This is a genomic window from Parapedobacter tibetensis (assembly GCF_024704835.1).
GTDB classification, from domain to species: Bacteria; Bacteroidota; Bacteroidia; order Sphingobacteriales; family Sphingobacteriaceae; genus Parapedobacter; species Parapedobacter tibetensis.
This window is the reverse complement of sequence record NZ_JAMXBE010000005.1, coordinates 113966-139550: the sequence shown is the minus strand read 5'-3', so window position 1 is coordinate 139550 and position 25585 is coordinate 113966. Positions and strand designations below refer to the sequence as shown.

Genomic DNA, 25585 nt, shown 5'->3' with positions numbered 1-25585 from the left:
TATCAGATATAAGTAGATTTAGTGTGTTCCAAGATAATGAAGTACTCAAGACACCAATTAATATTAATAACGGAAACATTAGTGTTAATATTGAATCTTTATTTAATAATATACAATTACTTTATAATAACAAAAAACTTAGAAATGAACTAATTAAGAACACTACTCACTATAAGAAACATTTAATGAATATTAAAGACACGACGGCACAAACAGCCAGCTTTTATGAAAAAATATTTGATGGTATGTCGGGCTGATAACTTGATTTACCTAATCAATTTCACCCTATAGGTTTAATAATTACTGAAATATATTACTCCGGCTATTAGCCCAACAAGGGTAGCTATCGAAGTAATTACTTTGATAGTAGGGTGTTGATCTTTTGATAATAAAATAATCAATATACCAACCAATGGTACAGCAAAGAGTAAAAAATTCAAAATGCCGTCTTTCCTTTCCCTATTTTTTGTGTTACTGCCCATATTTATTTGCTTTATCTCAAACGATGTCGACATGTCTTTTCCATTATAAGTTTAGAGATACATTTCCAGAATTCCAAATTAAGTTTTAACTTTTTTAATGGGATTGACTTCCGGAATATCGTGGGCCATGCGTGGAGGGCGGAAAACGTTGGACAGCAAACCATCCGAAGTTAGAACGGACTTGGGTGGATGATACCCGAACCCTGTCCGGTGTAGACAGGGTTCGGTGCTGTGTAAGCCGACATGGGTTGAACGGCAACCTCTTCAGCTGAGTTTCATTTTCACTTTGCCACTTCCAACGCCTTGGTCGTCAAGTAGTACTTGGCAATCATATTCGGCACCTCCCAATCGGGCATGTTACCGGATTGGAGGAAAGTCAGGTATTTTTCGGTCACTTTGGCGAAATGTTCTTCGTGGTTGGTTACCAATAAAAAAATGCACTGGAATCGTTTGCCTTAAGAGCTTCGGCGTTTGGAAATGGGTTGGAACCGTTTGTCTATGGTGCTTAACCGTACGGAAATACCCCCTCGGCATCCACCGGGCACCTTTACCATACGGTTCCAGACCAATACCATACGGAAATAGCCCGCCGGCGTACGCCGAAGCACCCGAACCGTATTATTATAAGCCTTTTCCAAACGGTAGCTGGGTATTTCCAAACGGTTCTAGGCGGTCCACGGAAACCCGGGCGTTCATTTTTATGCGTCTGTGTGGAGTTCAAAAAAACTTCATGTATATTTGAATCTACTAACAAAAAAACATGAGACGGATACTTTTCTTTGCCTCACTCCTACTGTTTCAGTACACCCATGCTCAGCAAATCGCCTTTGAGCGCGATAGCAATACCACGACAACGTATGACGAGACGATCGCTTTTTATCAGAAGCTTGACAAAAAATATGCGGCCTGTACCTTGCTTACCTATGGCTCAACGGATTCTGGTAAACCGTTACACGTGTTCGTTTTAAATAAAGAAGGACAGTTTAACCCCCAACAGCTGCATCAGCAACACAAAACCATCCTGCTAATAAACAATGGCATCCATCCTGGAGAGCCAGAAGGAATCGATGCCTCCATGATGTTGGCAAGGGATTTACTAGAAAAAAACAACCTGCCACGGAATGCGGTCGTTTGCATCATTCCGGTATACAATGTAGGCGGGATGCTCAATCGGGGGGCATCGCGTGTGAACCAAAATGGACCGGAAGCCTATGGCTTCCGTGGCAATGCTCGTAACCTCGATCTTAACCGTGATTTCATCAAGACAGACTCGCGCAACACACGCAGTTTCCAAGAAATCTTCCATACATGGAAACCCGATATTTTTATGGACACCCACACCAGCAACGGTGCCGACTACCAGTATGTGATGACCCTTATTGAAACGCAAACGGACAAACTGCATCCAGTATTAGGCGATTTCGCCCCTACTTTTACATCCGAATTATATAACCGGATGCAAAAAAGCAATTTTGGAATGGTGCCTTATGTCAACTTCCGAGGCTCCAACCCCGAATCCGGCCTTGTAGCATTCCTCGAAACCCCGAGGTATTCAACCGGATATGCCGCCCTACACCATACCATCGGCTATATGCCAGAGACACACATGTGGAAACCGTATCCCCAACGTGTACATTCCACCTACGAAATATTGCGGCATTTTATATCCGTGGCAGATGAAAGGGCTGCCGAAATCCATGATCGTAGGCAATTAGCCTTGGAACAATCGAAAACCCAAAAACAATTTGTACTCACTTGGAAACTTGATACAATAGCACATCGTCAAATCTCCTTCAAAGGTTATAAATCAGGGGAAAAACTAAGCGACGTGAGTGGATTTCCCCGCCAATATTATGACCGCAACAAACCATTCACCAAGGGAATCCCTTACTATAATCGTTATAAACCGGACATCGTGGTGGAAAAGCCCTATGCCTACGTCATCCCACAAGCTTGGCAAGAAGTGGTAGACTTACTGATAATCAATGGAATAACCGTCAATAAATTGAAGAAAGACACGCTACTTACCCTCCAAATGTATTACATTACCGACTACCAAACTGGCCGCGGGCCCTATGAAGGCCATTACTTGCACAGCAACATAAAGGTAAGGCCAGAAGTTCAGCAAATACAATGTTACGTAGGAGATTATATGGTGATAACCAACCAATCCGGCAACCGATACATCTTGGAGACATTGGAACCTCAAGCGGCTGATTCCTTCTTTAGCTGGAATTTCTTCGATAGCATCCTCAGCCAAAAAGAATACTTCTCGGCCTATATTTTCGAGGACGAAGCATTCAGGATGCTCAATAAAGATCTGGAATTAAAAAAACAATTCGAGCAGGCTAAGACCACCGATGAGGAACTACGCAATAATGGCCGTGCTCAACTGGATTGGATATATAAGCATTCTGCCCATTATGAGAAAACACATTTGCGATATCCGGTGGGAAGGTTATTGGAACATAGCCCGCGTCCGACCAGATTTACGTGCTCATCCGCTCGAACAGTGTCATCCGTGTTCGAATAGCACTACACCTCTTTCCGCAAAATCTCCAATGGTGGGCGCGAAGTAATACCGCGGCTGTTGATAAGTCCCACCAATATGGTGAGTACGGTAATCCCGATTATCAACAAGACCATCATGATAAGATCGGGTGTAAAAGGTATCTCAAAACTGAATGCCGCCAAAGCCCAACTTCCACCCAGCGCTAGCAGTACGCCGGTAAAAGCCGCAATCAAACCCAAGAAAAAATATTCCAATGCCGTGATTGCCAAAATCTGTCGTCTAGAGGCGCCCATGGTGCGAAGCAATACGCTTTCCTTGATTCGCTGGTATTTACTGATCATTACGGAAGCTACGAGAACCACGAAACCTGTAAGGATGCTGAAGCCTCCCATGAAACGGATTACGAAACCAATCCTATCGAGGATTTCATCCAGTATGGACAGAATAAGCCCTAAATCGATAATGGATACATTGGGGAATTGCCTCACCATGGCCTGCTGCATCCGTGCAGACACCCCTTCATCCGGCACCCGGGTCATCAACACATGGAATTGCGGAGCATTATCGATAACACCCAGTGGGAATATCAACCTGAAATTGGTCTGTACACGGTTCCAATCGACCTCTCTCAAACTACCTACCACTGTAGGTATCCGTACTCCCTGCACATTGAATACCAGCCTATCCCCCACCTCCGCTCGGATACGGCGTGCATAGCCTTCCTCAAGCGATACCAGCGCCGTATCTCCCTTCGCCACGCTGCCGACCCATTTCCCTGAGGTGATTTTCTCCGAATCGCTCAATTCATCCCGGTATGTAACACGCAGTTCGCCACCCAAGGCCCGGCGGGAAACATCAATCGTGCTATCTTGTCGGGCATCCGCTGCAGTAATGCCATTGATGGCTTCCAATTGCACCGTCACGATGGGCACCTCGTCCAGCACGGGCAGTCCTTGTGCACTGACCAATTCAGCTACTGCTGTTTTCTGGGAAGACTGGATATCAAACAGTACCATATTAGGTTGGTTTTCGCTGGCGGAGAGCGATACCCTTGTGATGAGCATGCCCTGTACGAAAAACAAGGTAGCAATAAATAACGTGCCTAGGCCTATGGCCACTACCAATATCGTGGTCTGGTTATTAGGCCTGAACAAATTGGAAAGACCTTGTCGCCATAAATAGTTCCATGAAATGGGAAAAAACCGCTTGACAAGCCAAACCAACAGGCTCGCCGCTGCATACAGTATCGCGAACGCCAAGCCGACCCCGAATGTGAACGCGAGGGTTTGCCATACCCCATCCAATTGCAGGTATGCGTAACTGAAAACAAACAACGCAATCAATCCATACACTACCCAACTCCACTTGTCTTTAATGGGGCTTGGCGCATCAAGCGAAAGCCGCAAGGTGTTAAGCGGAGCAATATTACGGATGCCAACCAAGGGCAAGAGTGCGAACAAGACAGCTATCCATACCCCCAAGCCGATCCCTTGGACAATGGCTGCCCACGAAATGTCACTGCTAATGGTCACGGGCACGAAATCCCTGAACACCATTGGAAGCAACTGCTGTATCAATGTACCTAACAACGCCCCCACCACTGACCCCACGAATCCCACACCCAGCACCTGTATGAGATAAATCAAAAAGGCCTGACGCGAACTTGCGCCCAGGCAACGTAATATCGCAATGCTATTGAGCTTCTCTTTGATGTAGATGTGTATGGCGCTTGATACGCCAATACAGCCCAGTAATAGCGCCACGAAACCCACCAAAGAGAGAAATTTGTTTAAGTCCGAGAAAGACCTCCCGGTTTCCCGTTTCCGGGAAGCAATGGTATCATAATTGATGCGGTGCACCTCCAACAGCGAGTCCAAGCCAGTTGTAAGGTCATCTGCGTCTACTGTTGGCTTCAGATTGAAATAATAATTGTAATCAATCCGGCTGCCTTTTTGATTGAGACCAGTGGCAGGTAGGTATTCCAATGGGATGAATATAGCGGGTGCTACCGCGGTGGAAATGCCGCTTTGGCCAGGTGCCCGTTCAAGAACTCCTGCAATTTCAAATAGAACCTCCCCTACCTTGACCGAATCACCCTCCTTGGCATCAAATTGTAGCATCAACGTCTTATCAACCAATGCATGCTGGCCCTTCCTGAAGGTGGTTCCAGCGCTGACTGGAACCGTTTCCAACTGCCCGTAATAAGGGAAATCCCCATCCAATGCCCGCACCTGTACCAGTCGTGTACCACCATTATTGGCAAACATAACCATCGACACGAAGCTTTTCTCCTCGGAATGGCTTTGGCTCAATCCAATCAATGAATCGACGATTTGTTGCCCCTCTTCTTCCAACTCCCGGTTGCTGCGTAATACCACATCCGCACCAATCAATGTGGCTGCTTGGTTGTCAATATCTTTTTCGAGATTATCACCAAACGAGTATATAGCAACCAATGCCGCGATGCCAATAATGATCGATGAAATAAAGAGGAACAGTCGGGAGCGGTTTCTCCTGCTATCACGCCATGCCATGCGAACAATCCACCTGATGTCTATCCTGTTTTGCTTGGGCTGCATGGCTACGATTCTTTATCTTGTACCATGGTGTCTGAAATCACGGTGCCCCCCTTCATTCGGATGATCCGTTGGGTTTTGGACGCCAACTCCAGGTCATGCGTCACCAATACCAACGTAGTTCCTGCATCCGTATTGAGATCGAACAATAATTTTTCGATATTTTCGCTGGTATCGGCATCAAGATTGCCTGTTGGTTCATCTGCAAACAAGATCTTAGGAGCGTTGGAGAATGCTCTTGCGATCGAAACTCGCTGCTGTTCACCACCCGAAAGCTGCAGGGGATAATGGTGGCCACGGTCGGCAAGCCCTACTTTGTCCAGTAAAGCAAGCGCAATTGCCTTGCTGTTTCGCTCACCACGAAGTTCAAGTGGTACCATTACGTTTTCCAACGCTGTCAATGTCGGTAGCAACTGGAAATTCTGGAATATAAACCCCACATATTGGTTACGTACCCATGCCCGTTCATCTTCCGTCAAGTTATCCAACTGTATCCCGTTCAATACGATATTCCCAGTACTGGTACGATCCAACCCCGCACAGAGGCCTAATAATGTGGTCTTGCCACTACCCGATGGCCCGACAATGGAGACCGTTGAAGCCTCATCGACTTCGAAATCTATTTGTTGCAAAACCATCAAGGACTTCCCTGCACTTTGGTAGGTTTTACCAACGTCTTTTACACTTAATATACTAGCCACAAACGCTCCAATTATTTTTGTAAAATAAACTATCCAACCATAACACACAAAACAACATCCAATTATAAGGCCAGATGGTGTTTTGATTCCAATTCACCTACTTTGTTACGCCTTAAAACCCCGAGGTGTATATCATATAACCCGAAATTGGGCATACTGGCCGAGTATTTGGGGAAAAAATGTAAAAATGATATTACACCCACTTGTTATCACACCTTTTTATGCCAATATTGTACAATGAACATCCAATTCCTTACAACCATGCAAAAAATTTCCACTTTTTTGATATTACTTTTTGTGGGCACTGCCACCATGGCCCAAAAAAAACCGTTGGATCATGGTGTCTATGATGGCTGGCAAAGCGTCAGTTCATCGGCCATTACCAAGGACGGACACTTCATCTATTATGTAGTTAGCCCCCAAGAAGGTGACGCCCAATTAGCCATTACCACCCCGGAGAACAAACCCGTAGGGCACATTGACCGTGCCGTGAATGCAGGCTTTTCGCCTGATGGCAAATTCTTGATAGCACTAATAAAGCCGTTCTATAGCGACACCAGAGAAGCCAAAATCAAGAAAAAGAAACCCGACGAAATGCCGAAGGATTCATTGGCGATATTTACATTGGAGACATCGGCTCTCCATAAAATACCCCATGTGAAATCCTACAAAACTCCAGAAGAATCTGGCGAGTACATGGCGTACATCAGTGAGCCTGCCACTGCTCCCAAAGACACGTCGGAAACAGATACTAGCCAAACCAAGAAAACAGCACGTAAGAAACCCCAACCGACATTGCATGTCCGCCACCTCACAAGTGGCGAAGAAGTTACATTCGAGCGGGCGGATGCTTATCATTTCAGTAAAGATGGCAAAATATTAGTGTATACACGCAAACCTGAAGAAAAAGATAGCCTAGGCGCGGATGCCGGACTGTATTATTATGACCTGGAAACAAAGAAATCCCAGCATATCAGCACAGGAAAAGGTGAGTACAAAAATATAACGTTTGATGAAGTAGCTTCGCAAATTGCCTTTACAGCAGACAAAAGCCCGGAAAAATCGCTTCAAAAGGCGTTCAACTTGTACTATTACATCCCTAGCCAAGATACGGCCATCATTATTGCCCAGCGAGGAACGAGTGGCATCCCGCAAAATTGGTATATCAGTGGTGATGGCAACGTACGTTTCAGCAAAAATGGCGAAAAACTCTTTTTTGGCATAGCTCCCGTCCCGCCCGTTAAAGATACCACGCTCGTTGAATTTGAACATGCCAAAGTAGACATTTGGCATTGGCAGGATGACTATTTACAAACCCAGCAATTAGTCAATTTAAGGAGGGAACAAAACAGAAATTACCTGGCAGTCACATACCCAAAACAGGGACGCAATGTCATCCCGCTGGCAGATGAACAACTACCGGACACACGGCTCACCAAAGATGCCGACAATGAGTTTGCCTTGGCAACTACCGATATAGGAAGACGAATCGAAACACAATGGCAAACAGGCGCTTTTCAAGATATATATGCGGTATCATCCATCAATGGAAGTCGCAAGAAAATAGCAGAAAACATCAGGGGAAGCATTGGCTTATCGCCTACAGGCAAATACATTGTATGGTTCAATCGCTTAGATGCCAATTGGTATTGCCATGATATTCAGCTTGGCAAGACGGTACTGTTGAACGAGGATTTGCCCGTAAGCTTTGCGGATGAGGATAATGATGTGCCCGATGAACCCAATGGATACGGGATAGCCGGATGGAGTGAATCTGATGAGGAATTGTTCATCTATGACAAATACGATATCTGGGCCTTTCATCCGGATGGAACCGAACGGAAACTCGTCACCAATGGTACAGGCAGGAACCATCAAATCACCTTCCGGTACAGGGATCTGAAAGAAGAACGTTCGGGAATGTTTGGCCGACGGGGCACTCCATCGGTAATCGATACCAAAAAGCCCCTAATCCTATCTTCATTTAATCATATCAGCAAAGAGAATGGCTGGTACACCGCCAATTTACACAACCCACGCGACCCGAAGGAAATCGTGACCGCTCCTTATCGATATGGGCAAACAAAAGAGGCTGAGGACGCCAATTATTATCTCTATACGAAGGAGAATTTCACATCTTCACCAGACCTTTATATGTCAACGGATTTCGTGAAGGAAACAAAACTAAGCAGTACCAATCCACAACAACAGGGTTACAATTGGGGTACCGCCGAGCTTGTGAAATGGACTACTCCAAAAGGCTATGCTGCGGAAGGCATCTTGTATAAACCGGAGGATTTCGATGCAACCAAAAAATACCCGGTCATTGCTTATTTTTATGAAAGATTATCCGATAGGCTATACAATTACAATCCTCCGGCCCCTACCCCTTCCCGATTGAACATCAGTTTTTTCGTGAGCAATGGATACCTCGTGTTCGCTCCAGATATCCACTATGAAATCGGACATCCTGGCCAATCGGCAGAGGAATATGTAAATTCCGGCATGGAAGAACTGAAAAAACAATCTTGGGTGGACGGCGAAAAACTGGCAATTCAAGGCCAAAGCTGGGGGGGCTATCAAGTAGCGCACCTCATCACCCGTACGCCTATGTATGCCGCTGCATGGTCCGGCGCTCCCGTAGTAAACATGACTTCGGCATACGGAGGTATCCGATGGGATAGCGGAATGAATAGGCAGTTCCAATACGAGCGGACACAAAGTCGTATCGGCGCTACATTATGGGAAAAGCCAGAGCTATATATCGAAAATTCCCCGCTCTTCCATTTGCCCAATGTCACTACGCCGGTGGTCATCATGCACAACGACGAAGACGGTGCTGTGCCCTGGTATCAAGGTATCGAAATGTTCACCGCACTTAGGCGCTTGCAGAAACCCGTTTGGCTATTGAACTACAATGGGGAAGCGCACAACCTTGTTCAGCGACAAAACCGCAAAGACATCCAACGCCGGCAATTGGAATTTTTCGATCACTTCCTAAAAGGCAAACCAGCGGCCCGATGGATTGATAAGGGTGTTCCGGCAACAACGAAGGGTATCGATTGGGGATTTGGGAATTAGATTAATCGCCAAAATAGCCCATAAAACAAGTATTATAATTACAAAAACCATAACAAGGAAACATAAAATCGTATATTTTTTCAGTAAACTTTTAGAAAATTTACATTTTTGTCAAAAAAAATAAGGTAATGTCATTTTTTTTTTCGAATATTGAACCGAAATCAAAAAACAACACAACGGATCAAACAAATAAATACAGATTAAATGTCAGGCTTAAGATTCAAGGCGGTTGAAACCGCCATTTCTCGGTTAAACAATACCACAACCAAGGAAACCACAAAACCTTCATTGAATTTCGGAAAAAGCGTATTCACCACGGCCAAGATGAAGGAGTACCTCCCAAAAAATGCTTATGAAGAACTCATTGAAACGGTGGATGGGGGCAAAGCCATCAGCCATGATCTCGCTGAACATATTTCGCAGGCCATGAAAAGCTGGGCTATCAGCAATGGTGTTACACACTATACACACTGGTTTCAGCCGCTTACAGGAGCAACCGCTGAAAAACACGATGCCTTTTTTGAACCGTTACCAGACGGTTCGGCAATTGATAAATTCACGGCCAGCGCATTGGTACAGCAAGAACCCGATGCTTCAAGTTTTCCCAGTGGCGGTATCCGCAACACCTTTGAGGCAAGGGGTTACACAGGCTGGGATCCCTCCTCTCCTGCTTTCATCTACGAAACAGGTGGTGGCAAAACACTTTGCATCCCTACCATCTTCGTTTCCTATACCGGCGAGGCCTTAGATTACAAGGCTCCTTTGTTGAAGGCGTTACATGCGTTGGATAAGGCCGCAGTAGATGTAGCAAACTTTTTTGATAAATCCGTCACCAAGGTATACGCGTCGCTCGGGGTTGAGCAAGAATATTTCTTGGTTGACTTGGCGTTGTTCAACGCAAGGCCTGATTTGCAGCTTACCGGCCGCACCTTGTTTGGGCACATGTCTGCCAAAGGCCAACAACTGGAAGACCACTATTTCGGAGCCATCCCTGAACGGGTTCTGGCATTTATGGTAGATTTAGAGCAAGAAGCACTAAAATTGGGCATTCCGCTGAAGACACGTCACAATGAGGTGGCCCCATCACAGTTTGAATGTGCCCCCATGTTTGAGGAGATTAACCTCGCCATCGACCATAACCAGCTATTGCTCAATTTAATGGAGCAAGTAGCCCTTCGGCACAAATTCAAGGTGTTGAGCCACGAAAAACCCTATGCGGATATCAACGGTTCCGGTAAGCACAACAACTGGTCGCTCATTACCAATACAGGTGTAAATCTGTTGTCACCAGGCAAAACCCCAAAAAACAATCTGATGTTCTTGACATTCTTCACCAATGTCATCAAGGCTGTGTATGAGCATGCAGATTTGCTAAGGGCATCCATCGCCAGTGCGGGCAATGACCACCGTTTGGGAGCGAACGAAGCTCCTCCCGCCATTATCTCCATCTTTTTGGGAAGCCAGCTTAATGCCGTGCTTGATGAAGTGGAAACTGCCCGTGTGGTTAAAAAGGTGAAGGCTGAGACCCTGCTTTGGCATGGCATACCCAAAATCCCTGAATTGCAATTGGATAACACGGACCGCAACCGTACCTCCCCATTCGCTTTCACGGGCAATAAATTTGAATTCCGTGCAGTTGGCTCCGCATCGAACTGCGCAAGCCCCATGACTGTTTTGAATGCGATTGTCGCCGACCAATTGATTGAATTCAAAAATGAAGTAGACAAGCAGATCAAGAAAGGAACCAAAAAGGACCTGGCCTTGCTGAATGTAGTACGCAAATATATCAAGGAGTCCAAAGCCATCCGTTTCGAAGGGAATGGATACAGCAAGGAGTGGGAAGAGGAAGCCATGAAACGTGGGCTTTCCAACATCAAAACCACACCGAAAGCGCTAGATGTATATGTGAACGAAAAAAGCGAAGCACTTTTCGAAAGGCTGGGTATCTTCTCCAAACGTGAAGGCGAAGCACGTCATGAAATCCTGCTGGAAAATTACTACAAGAAAATCCAGATTGAGGCAAGGGTCATCGGTGAAATCGTGACTAGTTTAATAGCACCATCGGTATTCGATTACCAAAACGATTTGATTACCAATGTAAAAGGCTTGAAGGATCTTGGCTTCAAAGCTGGAACGTATAGTTCACAGGCCAATCTTATCGAGCGTATTTCCACGCATATCAACACCATTCTTGAGGATGCCGAAGCGATGCGTCAGGAACGCAAGAAGGCTAATATATTGGAAGATCTTCGCGACAAAGCAATCGTCTATGATGAAAAGGTGAAGCCTTATTTCGATAAAATACGCTACCACCTCAACAAGTTGGAACAGATTGTGGACGACCGCAAGTGGCCATTGCCAAAATTGCGCGAACTCTTGTTTGTAAGATAACTATACCCTTCTAAACTTAGATTCACGGCCTCCTTATCGGAGGCCTTTTTTTTTCTTATCAAATTTTCTTTTGATATAATCAACCAAGGAAGAATCATCATCCGTTGGTTCCATATCACTCAGTTCCAACTCAAGGGCTTTGTTACTTACCTGTATTTCTATTAATGAGATAATCAGCGACATGGCGAAGAATAATAAACTCAGCGCAAAGGTAAGCTCGACGAGGAAGATATGCTCGATATAAATGCAGTACATACACACGATGCAAGTGACAAAACTTAATACACCCATAGCTTGCATCTGCTTAATTAATTTGAGCCGATAACGTAGGTTTTTGATTTGCCCGTGTAATATACCGCTTTTGTTATGTTCGAGGTATTTGGCATGTAAGCTTCGCACCAAAGCGGCCAATGCCAAAAAACGGTTGGTATAAGCCAACATAATCAAGCTAATGGCGGGAAAAAGCAGCGCTGCAGTATTGAAGGTGATGTTCATGTCTGCAAAAAAATCAAAAAAACTTTGCACAACCAAATTATGCGACTTATATTTGCACCGTTGTGTGATTATGCACGCACAAATCAATTCCTCTTCAACAGGTCTTGGTTTATAAAGAAGTGGCGAGAGACTGGCTCAATGACCCACTGGCAACCATCCATAATCGATGGAAAAGGTGCCAATTCCTGTCCCAACCAATATCGGTTGGGAGCATATAAATGATAAGACAATGAACATTCATTTAGCAAACAGAAACAGTAAGTCAATGGCCGGAAAACCGGCTGGTTTGTTCCATCCCCACAAAGTCGTCCAAACGATGCGAATGTGCGGGGGTATGGTATGCATGTGCTGTTGCGCTTAATCCAAACATGACGTACCTCCCGTATTTCATTTGCTGTCTTCACACAGCAGGTATGCTCATATAGCATATATTCCCTTAGTTTATTTACGTTAAATGATCACAAATAAAAATAGAGCCATGGCTATCGAAAACATAAAATTTGAAACACTGCAAGTACACGCTGGACAAGAGGTAGATCCGACCACGGGCGCCCGTGCAGTACCTATTTATCAAACCACCTCATATGTATTCAACGATGCGCAGCATGGTGCAGATTTATTTGCATTGAAAGAGTTTGGCAACATCTATACACGGATCATGAATCCCACTACCGATGTGTTTGAGAAACGTATGGCCGCATTGGAAGGAGGTGTTGCAGCACTTGCCGTTGCATCCGGACAGGCAGCTCAATTCATTGCCCTGACCAATATATTGGAGAGCGGTGATAATTTTGTAAGCGGCGCCAACTTATATGGTGGCACATTCAATCAATTCAAGGTGTCGTTCAAGCGTTTGGGCATCGAAGCACGGTTTGCCAATGACGATTCACCGGAAAACATCGAGAAACTTATAGACGATAGAACCAAGGCCATCTATGTGGAGACCGTTGGTAATCCGAGTTACAATATCCCTGATTTTGAACGCATTGCAAGCATTGCGCAAAAATACGATCTTCCTTTTATCGTAGACAACACCTTCGGTGCCGGAGGATACCTTTTCAAGCCCTTGGAACATGGCGCCCATGTAGTGGTAGAATCAGCCACCAAATGGATAGGCGGCCATGGCACTAGCATCGGCGGCGTCATTGTTGACGGGGGTAACTACAATTGGGGCAATGGCAAGTTCAAGCAATTTAGCGAGCCTTCCGAGGGTTACCATGGCTTGATCTTCAGTGATGTTTTTGGTGTAGACGGTCCTTTTGGCAATATCCAGTTTGCCATCCGTGCCCGCGTGGAAGGGCTTAGGGATTACGGGCCTGCCTTATCACCATTCAATGCTTTCCTGTTGCTACAAGGTTTGGAAACCCTCTCCTTACGTGTACAGCGCCACGTAGACAATGCCCTTGAAGTAGCAAAATGGCTCGAAAACCATCAACAGGTTGAAAAGGTCAATTATCCCGGTTTGAAAAGCAGCCCCTATCATGGTAACGCACAGAAATACCTCAAAAATGGTTTTGGCAGTGTGTTATCATTCGTGATAAAAGGCGGACCGGAAAAAGCTAATGCATTCATCGACAACTTGCAACTGATTAGTCACTTGGCTAATGTGGGTGACGCCAAAACTCTGATCATACATCCGGCGGCCACCACACATCAGCAACTGAGCGAAGCCGATCAACAGAATGCCGGGGTGTTCCCAGGGCAGTTGCGTATTTCCGTGGGTATTGAACACATTGATGATATTAAAGCCGACTTGCAGCAGGCTTTCGACAAAATCAAGTGATGCCAATGCTCCGCCAAACTATTCAACAAACAATGAGTATATCGACATTCAAGCATCCGAAAACATTTAAACTTGAGAGCGGAAAACGTATCAAGGACCTCGAAATTTCTTACCATACCTATGGCGAGCTGAATGACCGTAAAGACAATGTTGTATGGGTTTGTCATGCCCTTACGGCCAACTCCGATGTGTTCGAATGGTGGCCGGGCTTGTTCGGCGAAAAGGATTTGTTTAATCCCAAAGACTATTTTATCGTTTGTGCCAACATCATCGGATCGCCCTATGGAAGCACCAATCCGTTGAGCATCAACCCAACGACTGGTCAACCCTATTACCTGTCTTTTCCGCAGTTTTCTATCCGAGATTTGGCCGCCGCGCATGAATTGTTGGCCAATCACCTTGGCATCGAAAAAATAGGGTTGGCCATTGGCGGTTCCCTCGGTGGGCAGCAAGCGCTGGAATGGGCCATCGCCGATCCAAACCGCATCGAGAAGCTCATTTTGGTGGCCACCAACGCCGTACATTCGCCCTGGGGAATCGCGTTCAATGAAAGCCAACGGCTGGCCATCAGTACCGACCGTACCTTTTATGCGAATAAACCCAATGGTGGTGCCAAAGGGTTAAAAACCGCACGCAGCATCGCCCTGCTGTCGTACCGTGGATATGATATCTATGGGGCCACCCAATTAGAAATTTCGAATGAAAAGCAGGACGATTTCAAGGCGTCGTCTTATCAAAACTACCAAGGGGAGAAGTTAGCCAAACGATTCAATGCCTATAGCTATTGGTTTCTAAGCAAGGCAATGGATAGTCACAATGTGGGCCGTGGACAACCTAGCATAGCCGATGCCTTGCGCCGAGTCAAGGCGAAAACACTGGTCATTGGCATTAGTAAAGACCTTTTGTTTCCCGCGGAGGAACAAAAATTTCTTGCTAACCATATCCCTGAAGCTTCCTACGTCGAAATTGATTCATTTTATGGACATGATGGGTTCCTTATCGAAACGAAACAGATTACAGCACAACTTACTGGCTTCTTAAAACGTAACGGCGAACTGGAAAATGAGACTTTTTATGAGCATTTGGTTTAATCGTATCGCATGGTTAATGTCTATGAGTTTTTGAAACCTATTAAATTAAGACACTATATATTTATATTACCATACAAACATGAGCAATAAACTTACCTTGGGGATTTTCGGTTTTGGTGTAGTGGGGCAAGGATTACATGACATCATCAAGACCAAGAATCTCAACCTCGCTATCAAACGATTTGTCATCAAACATCCAGAAAAGAAACGTACGCTACCTGCCAAGCTATTCACCACAGACCCAAATGCCATATTAGACGATCCCGAAATCAATACTGTCGTTGAATTGATAGACGATGCGGATGCTGCCTTTGACATTGTATCAAAGGCACTCAAATCCGGCAAGAATGTTGTGTCAGCCAATAAAAAGATGGTTGCTAGCCATTTGGAAGAATTGGTCGATATCCAACATCAGTATGGCACCAGCTTGTTATATGAAGGGGCAGTGTGTGGAAGCATTCCCATTATCCGTAACCTAGAAGAGTATTATGACAATGAATTGCTTCACTCAGTAAGCGGTATCTTCAATGGTTCGTCCAATTACATTCTCTCCAAGATATTCAACGAAAACCTCGCATATTCCACGGCGTTGAAGCAGGCACAGGATTTAGGGTTTGCCGAAACCGACCCTACGCTCGATGTAGGTGGATTCGACCCCAAGTTCAAGTTAGCTATCGTGGCCTCGCATGCCTATGGCCTTTACATAGCCCCTGATGATATTTTTAATATTGGAATCGATAAACTCGGCGCATCCGATATCCAATTTGCCAGGGAAAAAAACTTTAAAATCAAATTGGTACCCACCGCGCGGGAAATCAATGATAAAGCAGTGATCCTCTATGTATTGCCTAAGCTGGTTGCGGCTGATAACATCCTGTACAATGTGGAGAATGAATACAATGGCGTTCTCGTCAAAGCGGCGTTTGCAGATGAGCAGTTTTTCTATGGCAAAGGTGCCGGTGGACACCCAACCGGATCGGCTGTATTGTCTGATATTGCCGCTTTACGATATGGTTACAAATACGAGTACAAAAAACACATTGATGCCGGTGGATTAAACTATAGTACAGATTGGGAAATCGACATCTACCTCCGTTACGACGACGAAAACTTGATTGAATTACTGGGCTTCTCTTCAATTGCTGAGCGGTATTATGCACGGGATTTCAAATATGTCATCGGAAGAATTAACCTTACCAATATCATAAAGAACCGGGTTGCTCTGGATCGTGATGGTGTGTTTGTCGCTGAAATTGCGTAAACGTAAAAAACCTCATAGGTTTGTGAGCGGTAGCTCATGCAGGTTTCACTAAAAAATAAAATAATAAAAACACAAGGATCATTTGTGCACTTATATTTGTATATTGAAAATAATATAAACCAATATCATGTACAATATAGTAACCTTATTATTAACTTTTTTAGTTAACATGACCCTGATCGCTAAACAAAATGATATCGCTGAGGAGGATCCTTGGCCTACCTATGGTTATGTTGGTTTGGGTGTAATCGTATTGGTTATTGTCGTTGTGGTATTAATCCGAAAACAATATCGCAAATTCAATGAATAATTGACCATGGCCAGCTGCCTGTGGGGCCTGCATTAAACATGGGATAGGCTATGCCTCTCTTTTCAGCCCGTATTTCTCGATCTTGCTATATAGGTGGCTACGCTGGATATCGATTTCATCAGCCGTTTTGGATACATTCCAGGCATTCTTCTCCAGTTTGTATTTGATGTATTCCTTTTCGGTGTAATCTTTGAAGTCCTGAAAGGAGGAAAACTCATCATAATTGGCCAAACTCCCATTGGTTGGCACAATACGCGTATTCCCAATGACTTTTACTTCTTCCTTTGCACCAAAAGAACCAGGATTGGCGAAAGCTCGCACATCTTTATCCGTGATCGATTTATCACTTAAGATAATCAGGCGCTCCACCATGTTGCGCAATTCACGGATATTTCCCGTCCATGATAGCGATTTCAGCACTTCGATTGCCTCCTCTGTGATTTTCTTTACGGGCATGCTGTATTCGGCGCAGATCTCCTCGCAAAAATGTTCAGCCAACACAGGGATATCTGTCTTTCTTTCGGTCAACGGCGGTACATGAATGAGGATAACACTCAATCTATGATACAAATCCATACGGAAGTTGCCCGCGTCTATTTCCTTCAGTAAATCCTTATTGGTAGCTGTAATCACACGCACATTTACGGTTATCTCCTTCTCACCTCCTACCCGTGTGATTTTATTTTCCTGCAGCGCCCTAAGCACCTTGGCTTGAGCTGAAAGGCTCATATCGCCAATCTCATCAAGGAACAGGGTGCCGTTATGTGCCTGTTCAAATTTGCCGATACGTTGCTTTACAGCAGAGGTGAAAGATCCTTTTTCATGACCAAAAAGCTCACTTTCAATCAGTTCAGACGGTATGGCTGCGCAGTTTACTTCAACGAGCGGAGCGTTTGCCCTTCCTGATTTCTCATGCAACCACCTTGCTACCAATTCTTTACCGCTTCCATTGGCACCTGTCACCAGTACCCTTGCCTCCGTAGGTGCGACCCGTTCAATTGTTTCCTTGATACGTTGGACAGCCTCTGAACCACCCAATATATCTCTAGTTTTGCTTACTTTACGTTTAAGCACCTTGGTTTCGGTGACCAATGTGCCGCGTTCTAATGCATTGCGGACAGTAATCAATAACCTATTCAGGTCGGGTGGTTTGGAGATGAAATCATACGCCCCTTTCTTACTGGCCTCAACGGCTGTCTCTATCGTCCCATGGCCAGATATCATGATGAAGGGCAAATCCGGCATGATGGTAAGGGCCTCCGTGAGTACTTCCATACCATCCATCTTGCTCATTTTGATATCGCAGAGTACGAGATCTATTTCTTCCTTTTTGATAATGGCCAATCCATCGATGCCATTATCCGTATCCATCACTTTATAACCTTCGTATTCCAGAATTTCTCTCAATGTGCTTCGAATAGCCCGTTCGTCGTCTATAATTAATATCTTGGTCATTTAATTAGATTTGAGACATGAGACCATTGCCAACTGCCTATATAAAAAGAAGCAAACCCTATAAGCCGGATTCTGTATCCCGATATAAATCGGGATTTCTATCATTTATCTTGGCTTGCCATCACTAGCAAGCTCCAGCGGCCTACCCATTGCGGTTCCTTTGCAGGATGGGAACGAGCAGTTCCCTGGTATCCGCAACCTATTTGGCCTTTCAACCCCCGGGGTTTACCGCAATGCATGTCACCATACAAAGCCGTAGGCTCTTACCCCACGTTTTCACCCTTATCACGCCGGTGGCGTGACGGTATATTTTCTGTGGCACTTTCCGTATCCCAATTTTCACCGGAACCCTTCCCGTTAGGAAGCGGGGTGCTCTGCGTTGTCCAGACTTTCCTCCCCGACATTCGTCGGGGCGATAGAACAGGTTTGCTTCCAGGCAAAGATACTACTTTAGTTTGGTATGTCTATATTTTGCATTTCCCGAAAATCACGGCCATATGCCATGGTCAACGGCATTTTTTAAATCGCTTGCGCAATCACGTATCCACTGGCCCATGCCCACTGGAAGTTGTAACCGCCAAGCCAGCCCGTCATGTCCACGCATTCGCCACCGAAATACAATCCAGGTACTTTTTTGGATTCCAACGTTTTGGGATTCAGTTCGTGTGTGGCAACCCCGCCACGCATCACCTCCGCTTTATCATAACCTTTATCACCCGCCGGTTTTATGTTGAACCGGTGGATCGTCGTGGCAATCTGATTCGCATCAGCCTTACTTAAAGAGGCTATTTTGGTATCAATAGGTAAAAATTTACCCATGGACTCCACCAATTTGCGTGAAAAAAAATCACTCAACAGCTGCGACACCAACCGTTTACCTCCGGACTGCCTTTCGGTTTTGATAAGTTGCTCCATCGTGTGGTGGGGAAGCAGATTGAGCGTAATCGTTTCACCCGGCTTCCAATACGAGGAAATCTGTAAAATGGCTGGGCCACTTAAACCCCAGTGCGTGAACAGCATATTTTCTTCAAAGCTGATGCTTTCATTATACACCCGGCAAAAGACACTATTGCCTGAGAGCGTGGCAAACCATTCAGCATCCTTTCCTGTGATGGTAAGGGGCACCAGCGCCGGAGCGGTGGGCACCACATCCAATTCGAACTCCCGGGCAACCCGTAACGCAAAATCACTGGCACCTAGTTTTGCTACGGGTAATCCCCCGCTCGCCATCACCACGGCATTAGACATTACCGTGCTAATGGTTCCGTTATCTTCATAGGACACACGGAAACGGCCGTCTTCCAATTTTTTAACCGCCACCCCATTGCTATTAATTCGCAACTCCTGCCCATGGTGTAGCATCAACCGGGTGAATACAGCCACCACATCCTTGGCTTTATCGCTCACGGGGAAAAGCTGTCCTAATGTCTTTTCCTTGCCTACAATACCCTGTCGTTCAAAGAAAGCAACAGTATCCTCCACTGTCCACGTCGAAAATGCTTGATTGCTGAATGCTGGATTGGATGACACGAAATTTTCATCGGTGGTGTATAGGTTAGTATAATTGCAACGCCCGCCACCCGAGATAAGTATTTTGGCTCCCGGACGATCATTCCGTTCCAGCACCAATGTCCGTTTGCCCAGCATACCTGCTTGAACAGCGCACATTAGCCCACAGGCCCCACCACCGATAATGATGGCATCGTATTGGTTATCCGTATTGAAAGTCATCGTCAATCTAAAATCATATCAGTTCCCCGATGAGATCAACAGTCCGTCTTTCATCCCAGCTCTTTTCCGCCAATTCGATGATGCGGATAACATTGCGTGCCTGCGCTGGTTTCACAGCTAGCTCCTGCTTATCTACAATGGTTTCATATATGTTTTGATAGAACGCAGGATAATTTCCTTGCTCACTCGGGATGTGTTCGATGCAATCTTGCCCGTTTTCCAGCACATTCAGCTTTCCCCATATTGCTGAAGGTTCCTTGCCCCAATCGGGGTTTTCTTTTGGTGACTCACCCGCCTTTAGGGCAGCTTCCTGTGGGTCAATGCCATATTTCACAAATGCACCATTCAACCCATACAACGTGTAACGGGGCGAAGGCTCCTTCACCAACATCGCCCCTTTGAGGGATACCTTAAGTTGCGGATAATGCAAAATCAGTTCGAAGTCATCCACCGCTTCTGCTCCTGGGCGCTGCTTGCGTAAATCGGCATTGATGGCCCCTGGCAAGCCGAACAGCTGGAGGGATTGATCAATGAGATGGGCTCCCAGGTCATAGAGGATACCCGATCCGGGCAAATCCGTTTCGCGCCATGCATTTTCCTTCAGTGCATTGCGAAAACGGTCATACCGTGCCTCAAAAGAGACCAACCTGCCCAGCCTTCCGCTTTGGATGACTTTGCGTACCGTAAGGTAATCGCTGTTCCAGCGGGCGTTGTGGTGCACACTCAATATCCGATTTTGCGCTTTGGCCAACGCAATAAGCTCATCCGCATCAGCGGTGGCATTGGTAAAGGGTTTTTCAACAACCACATGTTTGCCTGCCAACAGTGCGGCTTTGGCAAATGAATGGTGTACATTATTGGAAGTGGCCACTACTACCAAATCAATGTCATCTGCATGAATGATTTCATCCGCATTGCCAACGGGGATGGTTTGCGGGTATCGTTTACGCAGGATTTCTTGCTGTTCGGGTCTGCGAGCGCTTACCTTATGCAGTAGAAGGCCATCCACTGCGGTGATTACCGGACCGTGGAATACCTGACCAGCCATTCCAAAACCGATTAGGCCAACATTTAATGTTTTAGTCATATCTTAAATCCAAAAAAAATCATCACATCCGTTCCGGCACCTCGACACCCAGCAAGCCCATCCCTTTCGCGATGGTTCGGGCTGTTGTCTCGGATAGGTACAGCCTGAAGTTTCGCACCTCCGCATCTTCAGCCTTGGTTATCGACTCCTCGTGATAGAACTTATTGTACTGCTTGGCCACTTCATACACGTAATTTGCCAATTGTGCTGGACTGAATTCCTTAGCTGAGGCCTCAATGATCATCGGGTAATTGCCTAACACTTGTATAAGATCACGCTCGCTGGGTGCCAATGATGGTGGTGAAAGCAGGGGTAGGCTATCCGTAAATGCACCTTTGGACAGTACGGATTTAATACGCGCATGCGTATATTGGATAAAGGGGCCTGTATGACCTTGGAAGTCGATGGATTCATTTGGATCAAAGAGCAGGCGTTTTTTCGGTTCCACTTTAAGCAGGAAATACTTAAGCGCACCCATACCAATCATATGGTATAGCTGTGCCTTCTCATCTTCAGACAATCCTTCGGTTTTACCCAGCTCCTCGGTCCGCCTTCTAGCTGTATCGGTCATTTCATCCATCAGATCATCGGCATCCACCACTGTACCCTCGCGTGATTTCATTTTACCCGTGGGTAAATCAACCATCCCATACGACAGGTGATATAACCCATTGGCCCAAGGTTTCCCCAGCTTTTTTAGGATCAGGAACAACACTTTGAAATGGTAGTCCTGCTCATTGCCTACCACATAGATAGACTCATCCATCCCGAAATCGTCATACTTCAACTGAGCAGTACCCAAATCCTGGGTTATATAAACAGAGGTACCATCTCCACGCAACACCAATTTTTCGTCAAGTCCTTCATTAGTCAAATCAATCCATATTGAGTTATCTTCCTTTTTGAAAAATACGCCTTTATCCAGTCCTTCCTGAATAATATCTTTACCTAAAAGATAGGTATCGGACTCGTAGTAATATCGGTCAAACCTAACGCCTAGCCGACCGTATGTTTGCTCGAATCCTGCATATACCCAACCATTCATGGTTTTCCACAGGGTTATCACTTCCTGGTCGCCAGCTTCCCACTTCTGGAGCATGCGTTGGGCTTCTCGGATAATTGGCGCATTCTTCTTGGCCTCATCCTCGCTTTGGCCCTGCGCCTTCAATTCATTGATTTCTTTTTTATACTCCTTGTCGAATACCACATAGTATTTACCTACGAGGTGGTCGCCCTTAAGCCCGCTGCTACTCGGTGTCTCACCGTTTCCCCACCGTTGCCAGGCCAACATGGATTTGCATATATGGATGCCACGGTCATTCACAAGGTTGGCTTTGATAACATCATAGCCATAGGCCTTGAGAATTTCGGAAACGGAATGGCCCAACAGGTTGTTCCGGATATGGCCAAGGTGCAAGGGTTTGTTGGTATTAGGGGAGGAATATTCCACCATCAGTTTCCTTCCATTGGCAGGAAATATCCCAAAACCTTCCTGAACGATCTGTGTTGAGAATAAACTGATCCAATAGGAATCAGAAAGGCTGATGTTTAAGAACCCTTTGATGGTTCCAAATGCGGTCATTTCAGGTATCCGCTGCTGCAAATACACGCCGATTTCGGTACCTGTGGCTTCGGGCGCTTTTTTTGAAAAACGGGTTATGGGGAATACCACGATGGTAATCTGTCCGTCAAATTCCTTCCTTGTCTCCTGCAAAGCAATTTGGTTTTCCGGCATATCGGCACCATATAACTCCTTGACTGCCTGTTTGGTATAATAAACGAGTTGTTGTTGTATTGTTTGAGCCATGTAAGTGTTTAAGCATTAATCCATTAACTTCGGTAAACGAAATCGTAAATTTACATCAGAGGTATATACGTTTTCATGCCGAAAGCATATCTTTGCCAAACTTAGATAAACACGCACTAATATGCAAGTGCATGCTTATCGATTTCTCTTCCGCCGTTGAAGAGCACGTAATTAAAGAAGAAAAAAATAGAAAAATGCAGAGCTATCAGGAATTTCTCGACCTTAGCGTGGGTTTTCCGCAGGACGGATTTGAAATTATCGACGATGAATTGTATTTCCATGACCTCAACCTGATGGAAATGATCGAAACTTACGGGACCCCCCTGCGATTTACGTATTTGCCCATCGTAAGCAAGAAGATCCAGCAGGCGAAAATCCTGTTCCAGACCGCGATACTAAAGCATAATTACCGAGGTTCATATAAATATTGCTACTGCACCAAAAGTTCTCATTTCAGGCATGTGGTGGAAGAAGCGTTGAAAAACGACATCCATTTGGAAACATCATCGGCCTTTGATATGCCTATGATCGATGCCTTGGAAAAGAAAGGCGCTGTCACCAAAGACATCACGGTCATCTGCAATGGGTTCAAGACGTACCAATATAAGCAATATATCATTGATATGCTGCATGATGGATACAAAAACATCGTTCCCGTATTGGATAACAAAGAAGAATTCAATATATATGATGATGAGGTGGAGCTGGAGGAACCTTGTAATCTTGGTATCCGTATAGCAGCAGAGGAGCAGCCCGACTCACCTTTTTACACCTCGCGATTGGGCATCCGGATGGAAGACATCCTCGACTTTTACAACAATAAAGTCGCCCCTAATCCGAATTTCAAGGTCAAATTACTTCACTTCTTTATCAATTCTGGCATTTCTGACACACCTTATTATTGGAATGAGTTGGAAAAGTATGTGACACTTTATTGCAAGTTCAAGAAAATTAACCCCGACTTAGACACGTTGGACATCGGAGGTGGCATGCCCTTCAAGGATTCGCTGGTACATGATTTTGATTATGAATACATGGTTACCGAAATCGTGAACCGTATCAAGCAAATCTGCGCGGTGAATGAGGTTATGGAACCGGACATCATCACGGAGTTCGGCAAGCATACCGTGGCAGAGGCATCGGGCATCCTATATAAGGTTATCGGCCGCAAGCAGCAAAACGACCGTGAAAAATGGCTGATGCTTGATGGTTCATTCATCACTAACCTACCCGATGTTTGGGCACTCAACCAAAAGTACATCCTTCTTCCCATCAACAATTGGGATGCCGAATACGAACGGATCAACCTTGGCGGCATCACTTGTGATGGACAAGATTACTACAGCCAGGAGGCCCATATCAATAGTGTGTTTATGCCCAAAACCCGCAAGCTGCAATACCTTGGTTTTTTCCATACAGGCGCTTACCAAGAGGTGCTGAGCGGGTATGGGGGTATTCATCATTGTTTGCTTCCTTCGCCCAAGCATGTACTGATACGCCGCAACCGCGACGAGACATTCAACTTTGATGTATTCGGGGAAGAACAGAACAGCAAACAGGTGCTTAGGTTATTGGGGTATCAGTAGCTAATTGTAATTGTTGATAATCAACAAAAAGCGCGGTACGGATCGATAAAAACTTCTTATTGGAATAACTTTTGCAAAGTAATATCTTTGAAAAATAAATTACGCTTATGGCAATATATATACGCCTATCAATAGCTATATTCTTTATGGCGGCATTCATCGCTTGTGGCAGCGACAAATCCATCAGTGAACACGTGGCGTTAAGCGAAGTGGCCCACCACCTGGAGTCCAATCCGGTTTATGAAACGGCAGACATGGAATACGGCGAAGTGAAGTTCAGCCAAAAATCGGACACCGACCTACTGATCGTCTATCGGGAATTGGAAAAAGGCGGGTATATCACATTGGAACTCCTTAAAGAGCGAAAACGCTTCCTATCCAAAGATAGTACGTTTATGTATCTCGTCAAGCTAACCGATAAATCCATTCCTTTTGTCTTGGAAAAAACAGACAAGAAGGCAACAGTGAAAACCTTCGAATACACGTTAGATGACAATGGTGGCGTACATGTGGAGCAGACGGGAAAAAACCGAGCTAAAGCTACCGTGACACTTAAAAAAACTGAAACCGACTTTGCCGATCTTGCGAAAAAAGATGCAAGCAACAATGCCTCATTCACCAAAAGAACCTACAAACTCCGCTTCAATGGAGAGATGGGTTGGGAAGTCACCAAATAACCAGGTATACTGATGAAAGGCTTGAGTACCCTTATTGCCGTGCAGGCATTGCTCTCCGCCATCTCTGGGATGTTGATGTCTCAGATGTCGTTTATCGGAAAAATAGGCATCAGCGTAATGTACCGGGAATACGGTATTTTTAAAATCTGGTGGAAGACAGCTCTCCTGCTTTTTGCTATCCAACTGGCATTGATTTTCGTGCTGTGGCTAATCAAAAGACTATTGGGCCGTAGGCTTTCCTTAGTGACCTTCCTCCTATTTCTACTCTTTGGATTGACCGGTGCTTATTTTACTTACCTGGATTTCACCACCACCTCTCATCGCCTGATGAAAATGGATTTTCATTCGGGTGGCTACTTATTTTGGGGCACCTGGTGCTTAGCCTGTGTTTATTTTCTGATTACCCCAATTAGACGGAAGCATAAAGAGGTAGCTGCTGAGGCACCAATTATACGTTCCACGGAACATGATGACAAGCGTGATTTTCCCATAGCATAAGCATCCGCTTCCAGAAAAAAATACCCTATTTCTGCTTGCCACGTGATGATGCACATCCGTG

At 45.3% G+C, this 25585-nt stretch carries 19 protein-coding genes, 1 other RNA gene and 1 riboswitch; of the genes, 10 read left to right on the top strand and 10 right to left on the bottom strand.

Annotation, left to right across the window (positions count from 1 at the left end):
- Positions 1–763: 763 nt before the first annotated feature.
- Both NF543_RS10240 and NF543_RS10235 read right to left on the bottom strand, forming a co-directional pair.
- The gene (locus NF543_RS10240) at positions 764–910 is read right to left on the bottom strand and encodes a putative oxidoreductase C-terminal domain-containing protein (RefSeq protein ID WP_257668036.1); all 147 of its coding nucleotides are present in this window, start codon (positions 908–910) and stop codon (positions 764–766) included.
- 27 nt (positions 911–937) lie between these two features.
- On the bottom strand, positions 938–1120 hold the full coding sequence (locus NF543_RS10235; protein WP_257957465.1) for a hypothetical protein: 183 nt from the start codon (positions 1118–1120) through the stop codon (positions 938–940).
- A gap of 122 nt (positions 1121–1242) precedes the next feature.
- On the opposite strand from NF543_RS10235, the gene NF543_RS10230 reads away from it, so the two are divergent.
- Positions 1243–3015 carry a M14 family zinc carboxypeptidase gene (locus NF543_RS10230; RefSeq protein ID WP_257668034.1) on the top strand — a complete coding sequence of 591 codons (1773 nt, stop codon included), beginning with the start codon at positions 1243–1245 and terminating at the stop codon, positions 3013–3015.
- A gap of 2 nt (positions 3016–3017) precedes the next feature.
- Here NF543_RS10230 and NF543_RS10225 read toward each other — a convergent pair whose 3' ends face one another.
- On the bottom strand, positions 3018–5573 hold the full coding sequence (locus NF543_RS10225; protein ID WP_257668033.1) for an ABC transporter permease: 2556 nt from the start codon (positions 5571–5573) through the stop codon (positions 3018–3020).
- 2 nt (positions 5574–5575) lie between these two features.
- On the bottom strand, positions 5576–6271 hold the full coding sequence (locus NF543_RS10220) for an ABC transporter ATP-binding protein (RefSeq protein ID WP_257668032.1): 696 nt from the start codon (positions 6269–6271) through the stop codon (positions 5576–5578).
- A gap of 261 nt (positions 6272–6532) precedes the next feature.
- Between NF543_RS10220 and NF543_RS10215 the strand changes: the two genes are divergently transcribed.
- Positions 6533–9352 (top strand): alpha/beta hydrolase family protein, encoded by a 2820-nt coding sequence (locus NF543_RS10215; RefSeq protein ID WP_257957464.1) that lies wholly within the window; start codon positions 6533–6535, stop codon positions 9350–9352.
- A gap of 204 nt (positions 9353–9556) precedes the next feature.
- Positions 9557–11743: a glutamine synthetase III family protein gene (locus NF543_RS10210; protein WP_257668030.1), complete on the top strand. Its 2187-nt coding sequence runs from the start codon at positions 9557–9559 to the stop codon at positions 11741–11743.
- 33 nt (positions 11744–11776) lie between these two features.
- On the opposite strand, the gene NF543_RS10205 is transcribed toward NF543_RS10210, so the two are convergent.
- Positions 11777–12238, bottom strand: a complete 462-nt coding sequence (locus NF543_RS10205) for a DUF2721 domain-containing protein (RefSeq protein WP_257668029.1) — start codon at positions 12236–12238, stop codon at positions 11777–11779.
- Positions 12239–12344: 106 nt separating this feature from the next.
- Positions 12345–12459, top strand: a riboswitch (SAM riboswitch).
- Positions 12460–12716: 257 nt separating this feature from the next.
- On the opposite strand from NF543_RS10205, the gene NF543_RS10200 reads away from it, so the two are divergent.
- The 4 genes from NF543_RS10200 to NF543_RS10185 all read left to right on the top strand — a co-directional run bounded on the left by NF543_RS10200 (position 12717) and on the right by NF543_RS10185 (position 16683).
- On the top strand, positions 12717–14021 hold the full coding sequence (locus tag NF543_RS10200) for an O-acetylhomoserine aminocarboxypropyltransferase/cysteine synthase family protein (protein ID WP_257668028.1): 1305 nt from the start codon (positions 12717–12719) through the stop codon (positions 14019–14021).
- 32 nt (positions 14022–14053) lie between these two features.
- The gene (locus NF543_RS10195) at positions 14054–15112 is read left to right on the top strand and encodes a homoserine O-acetyltransferase family protein (protein WP_257668027.1); all 1059 of its coding nucleotides are present in this window, start codon (positions 14054–14056) and stop codon (positions 15110–15112) included.
- Positions 15113–15191: 79 nt separating this feature from the next.
- Positions 15192–16373, top strand: a complete 1182-nt coding sequence (locus tag NF543_RS10190) for a homoserine dehydrogenase (protein ID WP_257668026.1) — start codon at positions 15192–15194, stop codon at positions 16371–16373.
- A 127-nt stretch (positions 16374–16500) separates the two neighbouring features.
- Entirely contained in the window at positions 16501–16683 is a 183-nt protein-coding gene (locus NF543_RS10185; protein ID WP_257668025.1) for a hypothetical protein, read from the top strand.
- A gap of 48 nt (positions 16684–16731) precedes the next feature.
- On the opposite strand, the gene NF543_RS10180 is transcribed toward NF543_RS10185, so the two are convergent.
- The 5 genes from NF543_RS10180 to argS form a co-directional block, all read right to left on the bottom strand.
- A complete protein-coding gene (locus tag NF543_RS10180) occupies positions 16732–18138 on the bottom strand; it encodes a sigma-54-dependent transcriptional regulator (RefSeq protein ID WP_257668024.1) in 1407 nt (468 codons plus the stop codon).
- A 45-nt stretch (positions 18139–18183) separates the two neighbouring features.
- Positions 18184–18570: RNase P RNA component class A (gene rnpB, locus NF543_RS10175), an RNA gene on the bottom strand.
- An 87-nt stretch (positions 18571–18657) separates the two neighbouring features.
- Positions 18658–19869, bottom strand: a complete 1212-nt coding sequence (locus NF543_RS10170) for a BaiN/RdsA family NAD(P)/FAD-dependent oxidoreductase (RefSeq protein WP_257668023.1) — start codon at positions 19867–19869, stop codon at positions 18658–18660.
- A 13-nt stretch (positions 19870–19882) separates the two neighbouring features.
- A complete protein-coding gene (locus tag NF543_RS10165) occupies positions 19883–20956 on the bottom strand; it encodes an oxidoreductase (RefSeq protein ID WP_257668022.1) in 1074 nt (357 codons plus the stop codon).
- 22 nt (positions 20957–20978) lie between these two features.
- Complete coding sequence (argS, locus tag NF543_RS10160) at positions 20979–22763, bottom strand: arginine--tRNA ligase (protein ID WP_257668021.1); 1785 nt, start codon at positions 22761–22763, stop codon at positions 20979–20981.
- A 194-nt stretch (positions 22764–22957) separates the two neighbouring features.
- On the opposite strand from argS, the gene NF543_RS10155 reads away from it, so the two are divergent.
- The 3 genes from NF543_RS10155 (at position 22958) to NF543_RS10145 (ending at position 25524) form a co-directional block, all read left to right on the top strand.
- Entirely contained in the window at positions 22958–24349 is a 1392-nt protein-coding gene (locus NF543_RS10155; protein ID WP_257668279.1) for a type III PLP-dependent enzyme domain-containing protein, read from the top strand.
- 107 nt (positions 24350–24456) lie between these two features.
- Positions 24457–25026, top strand: coding sequence for a hypothetical protein (locus tag NF543_RS10150; RefSeq protein ID WP_257668020.1), 570 nt, complete (start codon positions 24457–24459; stop codon positions 25024–25026).
- A 12-nt stretch (positions 25027–25038) separates the two neighbouring features.
- Positions 25039–25524, top strand: coding sequence for a hypothetical protein (locus NF543_RS10145; RefSeq protein WP_257668019.1), 486 nt, complete (start codon positions 25039–25041; stop codon positions 25522–25524).
- The last annotated feature ends 61 nt before the right edge of the window (positions 25525–25585 follow it).

Excerpts from the sequence above, each read along its gene's own strand:
- NF543_RS10230 (WP_257668034.1), top strand. The coding sequence starts at position 1,243 with ATGAGACGGATACTTTTCTTTGCCTCACTCCTACTGTTTCAGTACACC.
- NF543_RS10225 (WP_257668033.1), bottom strand. The coding sequence starts at position 5,573 with ATGCAGCCCAAGCAAAACAGGATAGACATCAGGTGGATTGTTCGCATG.
- NF543_RS10215 (WP_257957464.1), top strand. The coding sequence starts at position 6,533 with ATGCAAAAAATTTCCACTTTTTTGATATTACTTTTTGTGGGCACTGCC.
- NF543_RS10210 (WP_257668030.1), top strand. The coding sequence starts at position 9,557 with ATGTCAGGCTTAAGATTCAAGGCGGTTGAAACCGCCATTTCTCGGTTA.
- NF543_RS10205 (WP_257668029.1), bottom strand. The coding sequence starts at position 12,238 with ATGAACATCACCTTCAATACTGCAGCGCTGCTTTTTCCCGCCATTAGC.
- NF543_RS10200 (WP_257668028.1), top strand. The coding sequence starts at position 12,717 with ATGGCTATCGAAAACATAAAATTTGAAACACTGCAAGTACACGCTGGA.
- NF543_RS10195 (WP_257668027.1), top strand. The coding sequence starts at position 14,054 with ATGAGTATATCGACATTCAAGCATCCGAAAACATTTAAACTTGAGAGC.
- NF543_RS10190 (WP_257668026.1), top strand. The coding sequence starts at position 15,192 with ATGAGCAATAAACTTACCTTGGGGATTTTCGGTTTTGGTGTAGTGGGG.
- NF543_RS10185 (WP_257668025.1), top strand. The coding sequence starts at position 16,501 with ATGTACAATATAGTAACCTTATTATTAACTTTTTTAGTTAACATGACC.
- NF543_RS10180 (WP_257668024.1), bottom strand. The coding sequence starts at position 18,138 with ATGACCAAGATATTAATTATAGACGACGAACGGGCTATTCGAAGCACA.
- NF543_RS10170 (WP_257668023.1), bottom strand. The coding sequence starts at position 19,869 with ATGACTTTCAATACGGATAACCAATACGATGCCATCATTATCGGTGGT.
- NF543_RS10165 (WP_257668022.1), bottom strand. The coding sequence starts at position 20,956 with ATGACTAAAACATTAAATGTTGGCCTAATCGGTTTTGGAATGGCTGGT.
- argS (WP_257668021.1), bottom strand. The coding sequence starts at position 22,763 with ATGGCTCAAACAATACAACAACAACTCGTTTATTATACCAAACAGGCA.
- NF543_RS10155 (WP_257668279.1), top strand. The coding sequence starts at position 22,958 with ATGCAGAGCTATCAGGAATTTCTCGACCTTAGCGTGGGTTTTCCGCAG.
- NF543_RS10150 (WP_257668020.1), top strand. The coding sequence starts at position 24,457 with ATGGCAATATATATACGCCTATCAATAGCTATATTCTTTATGGCGGCA.
- NF543_RS10145 (WP_257668019.1), top strand. The coding sequence starts at position 25,039 with ATGAAAGGCTTGAGTACCCTTATTGCCGTGCAGGCATTGCTCTCCGCC.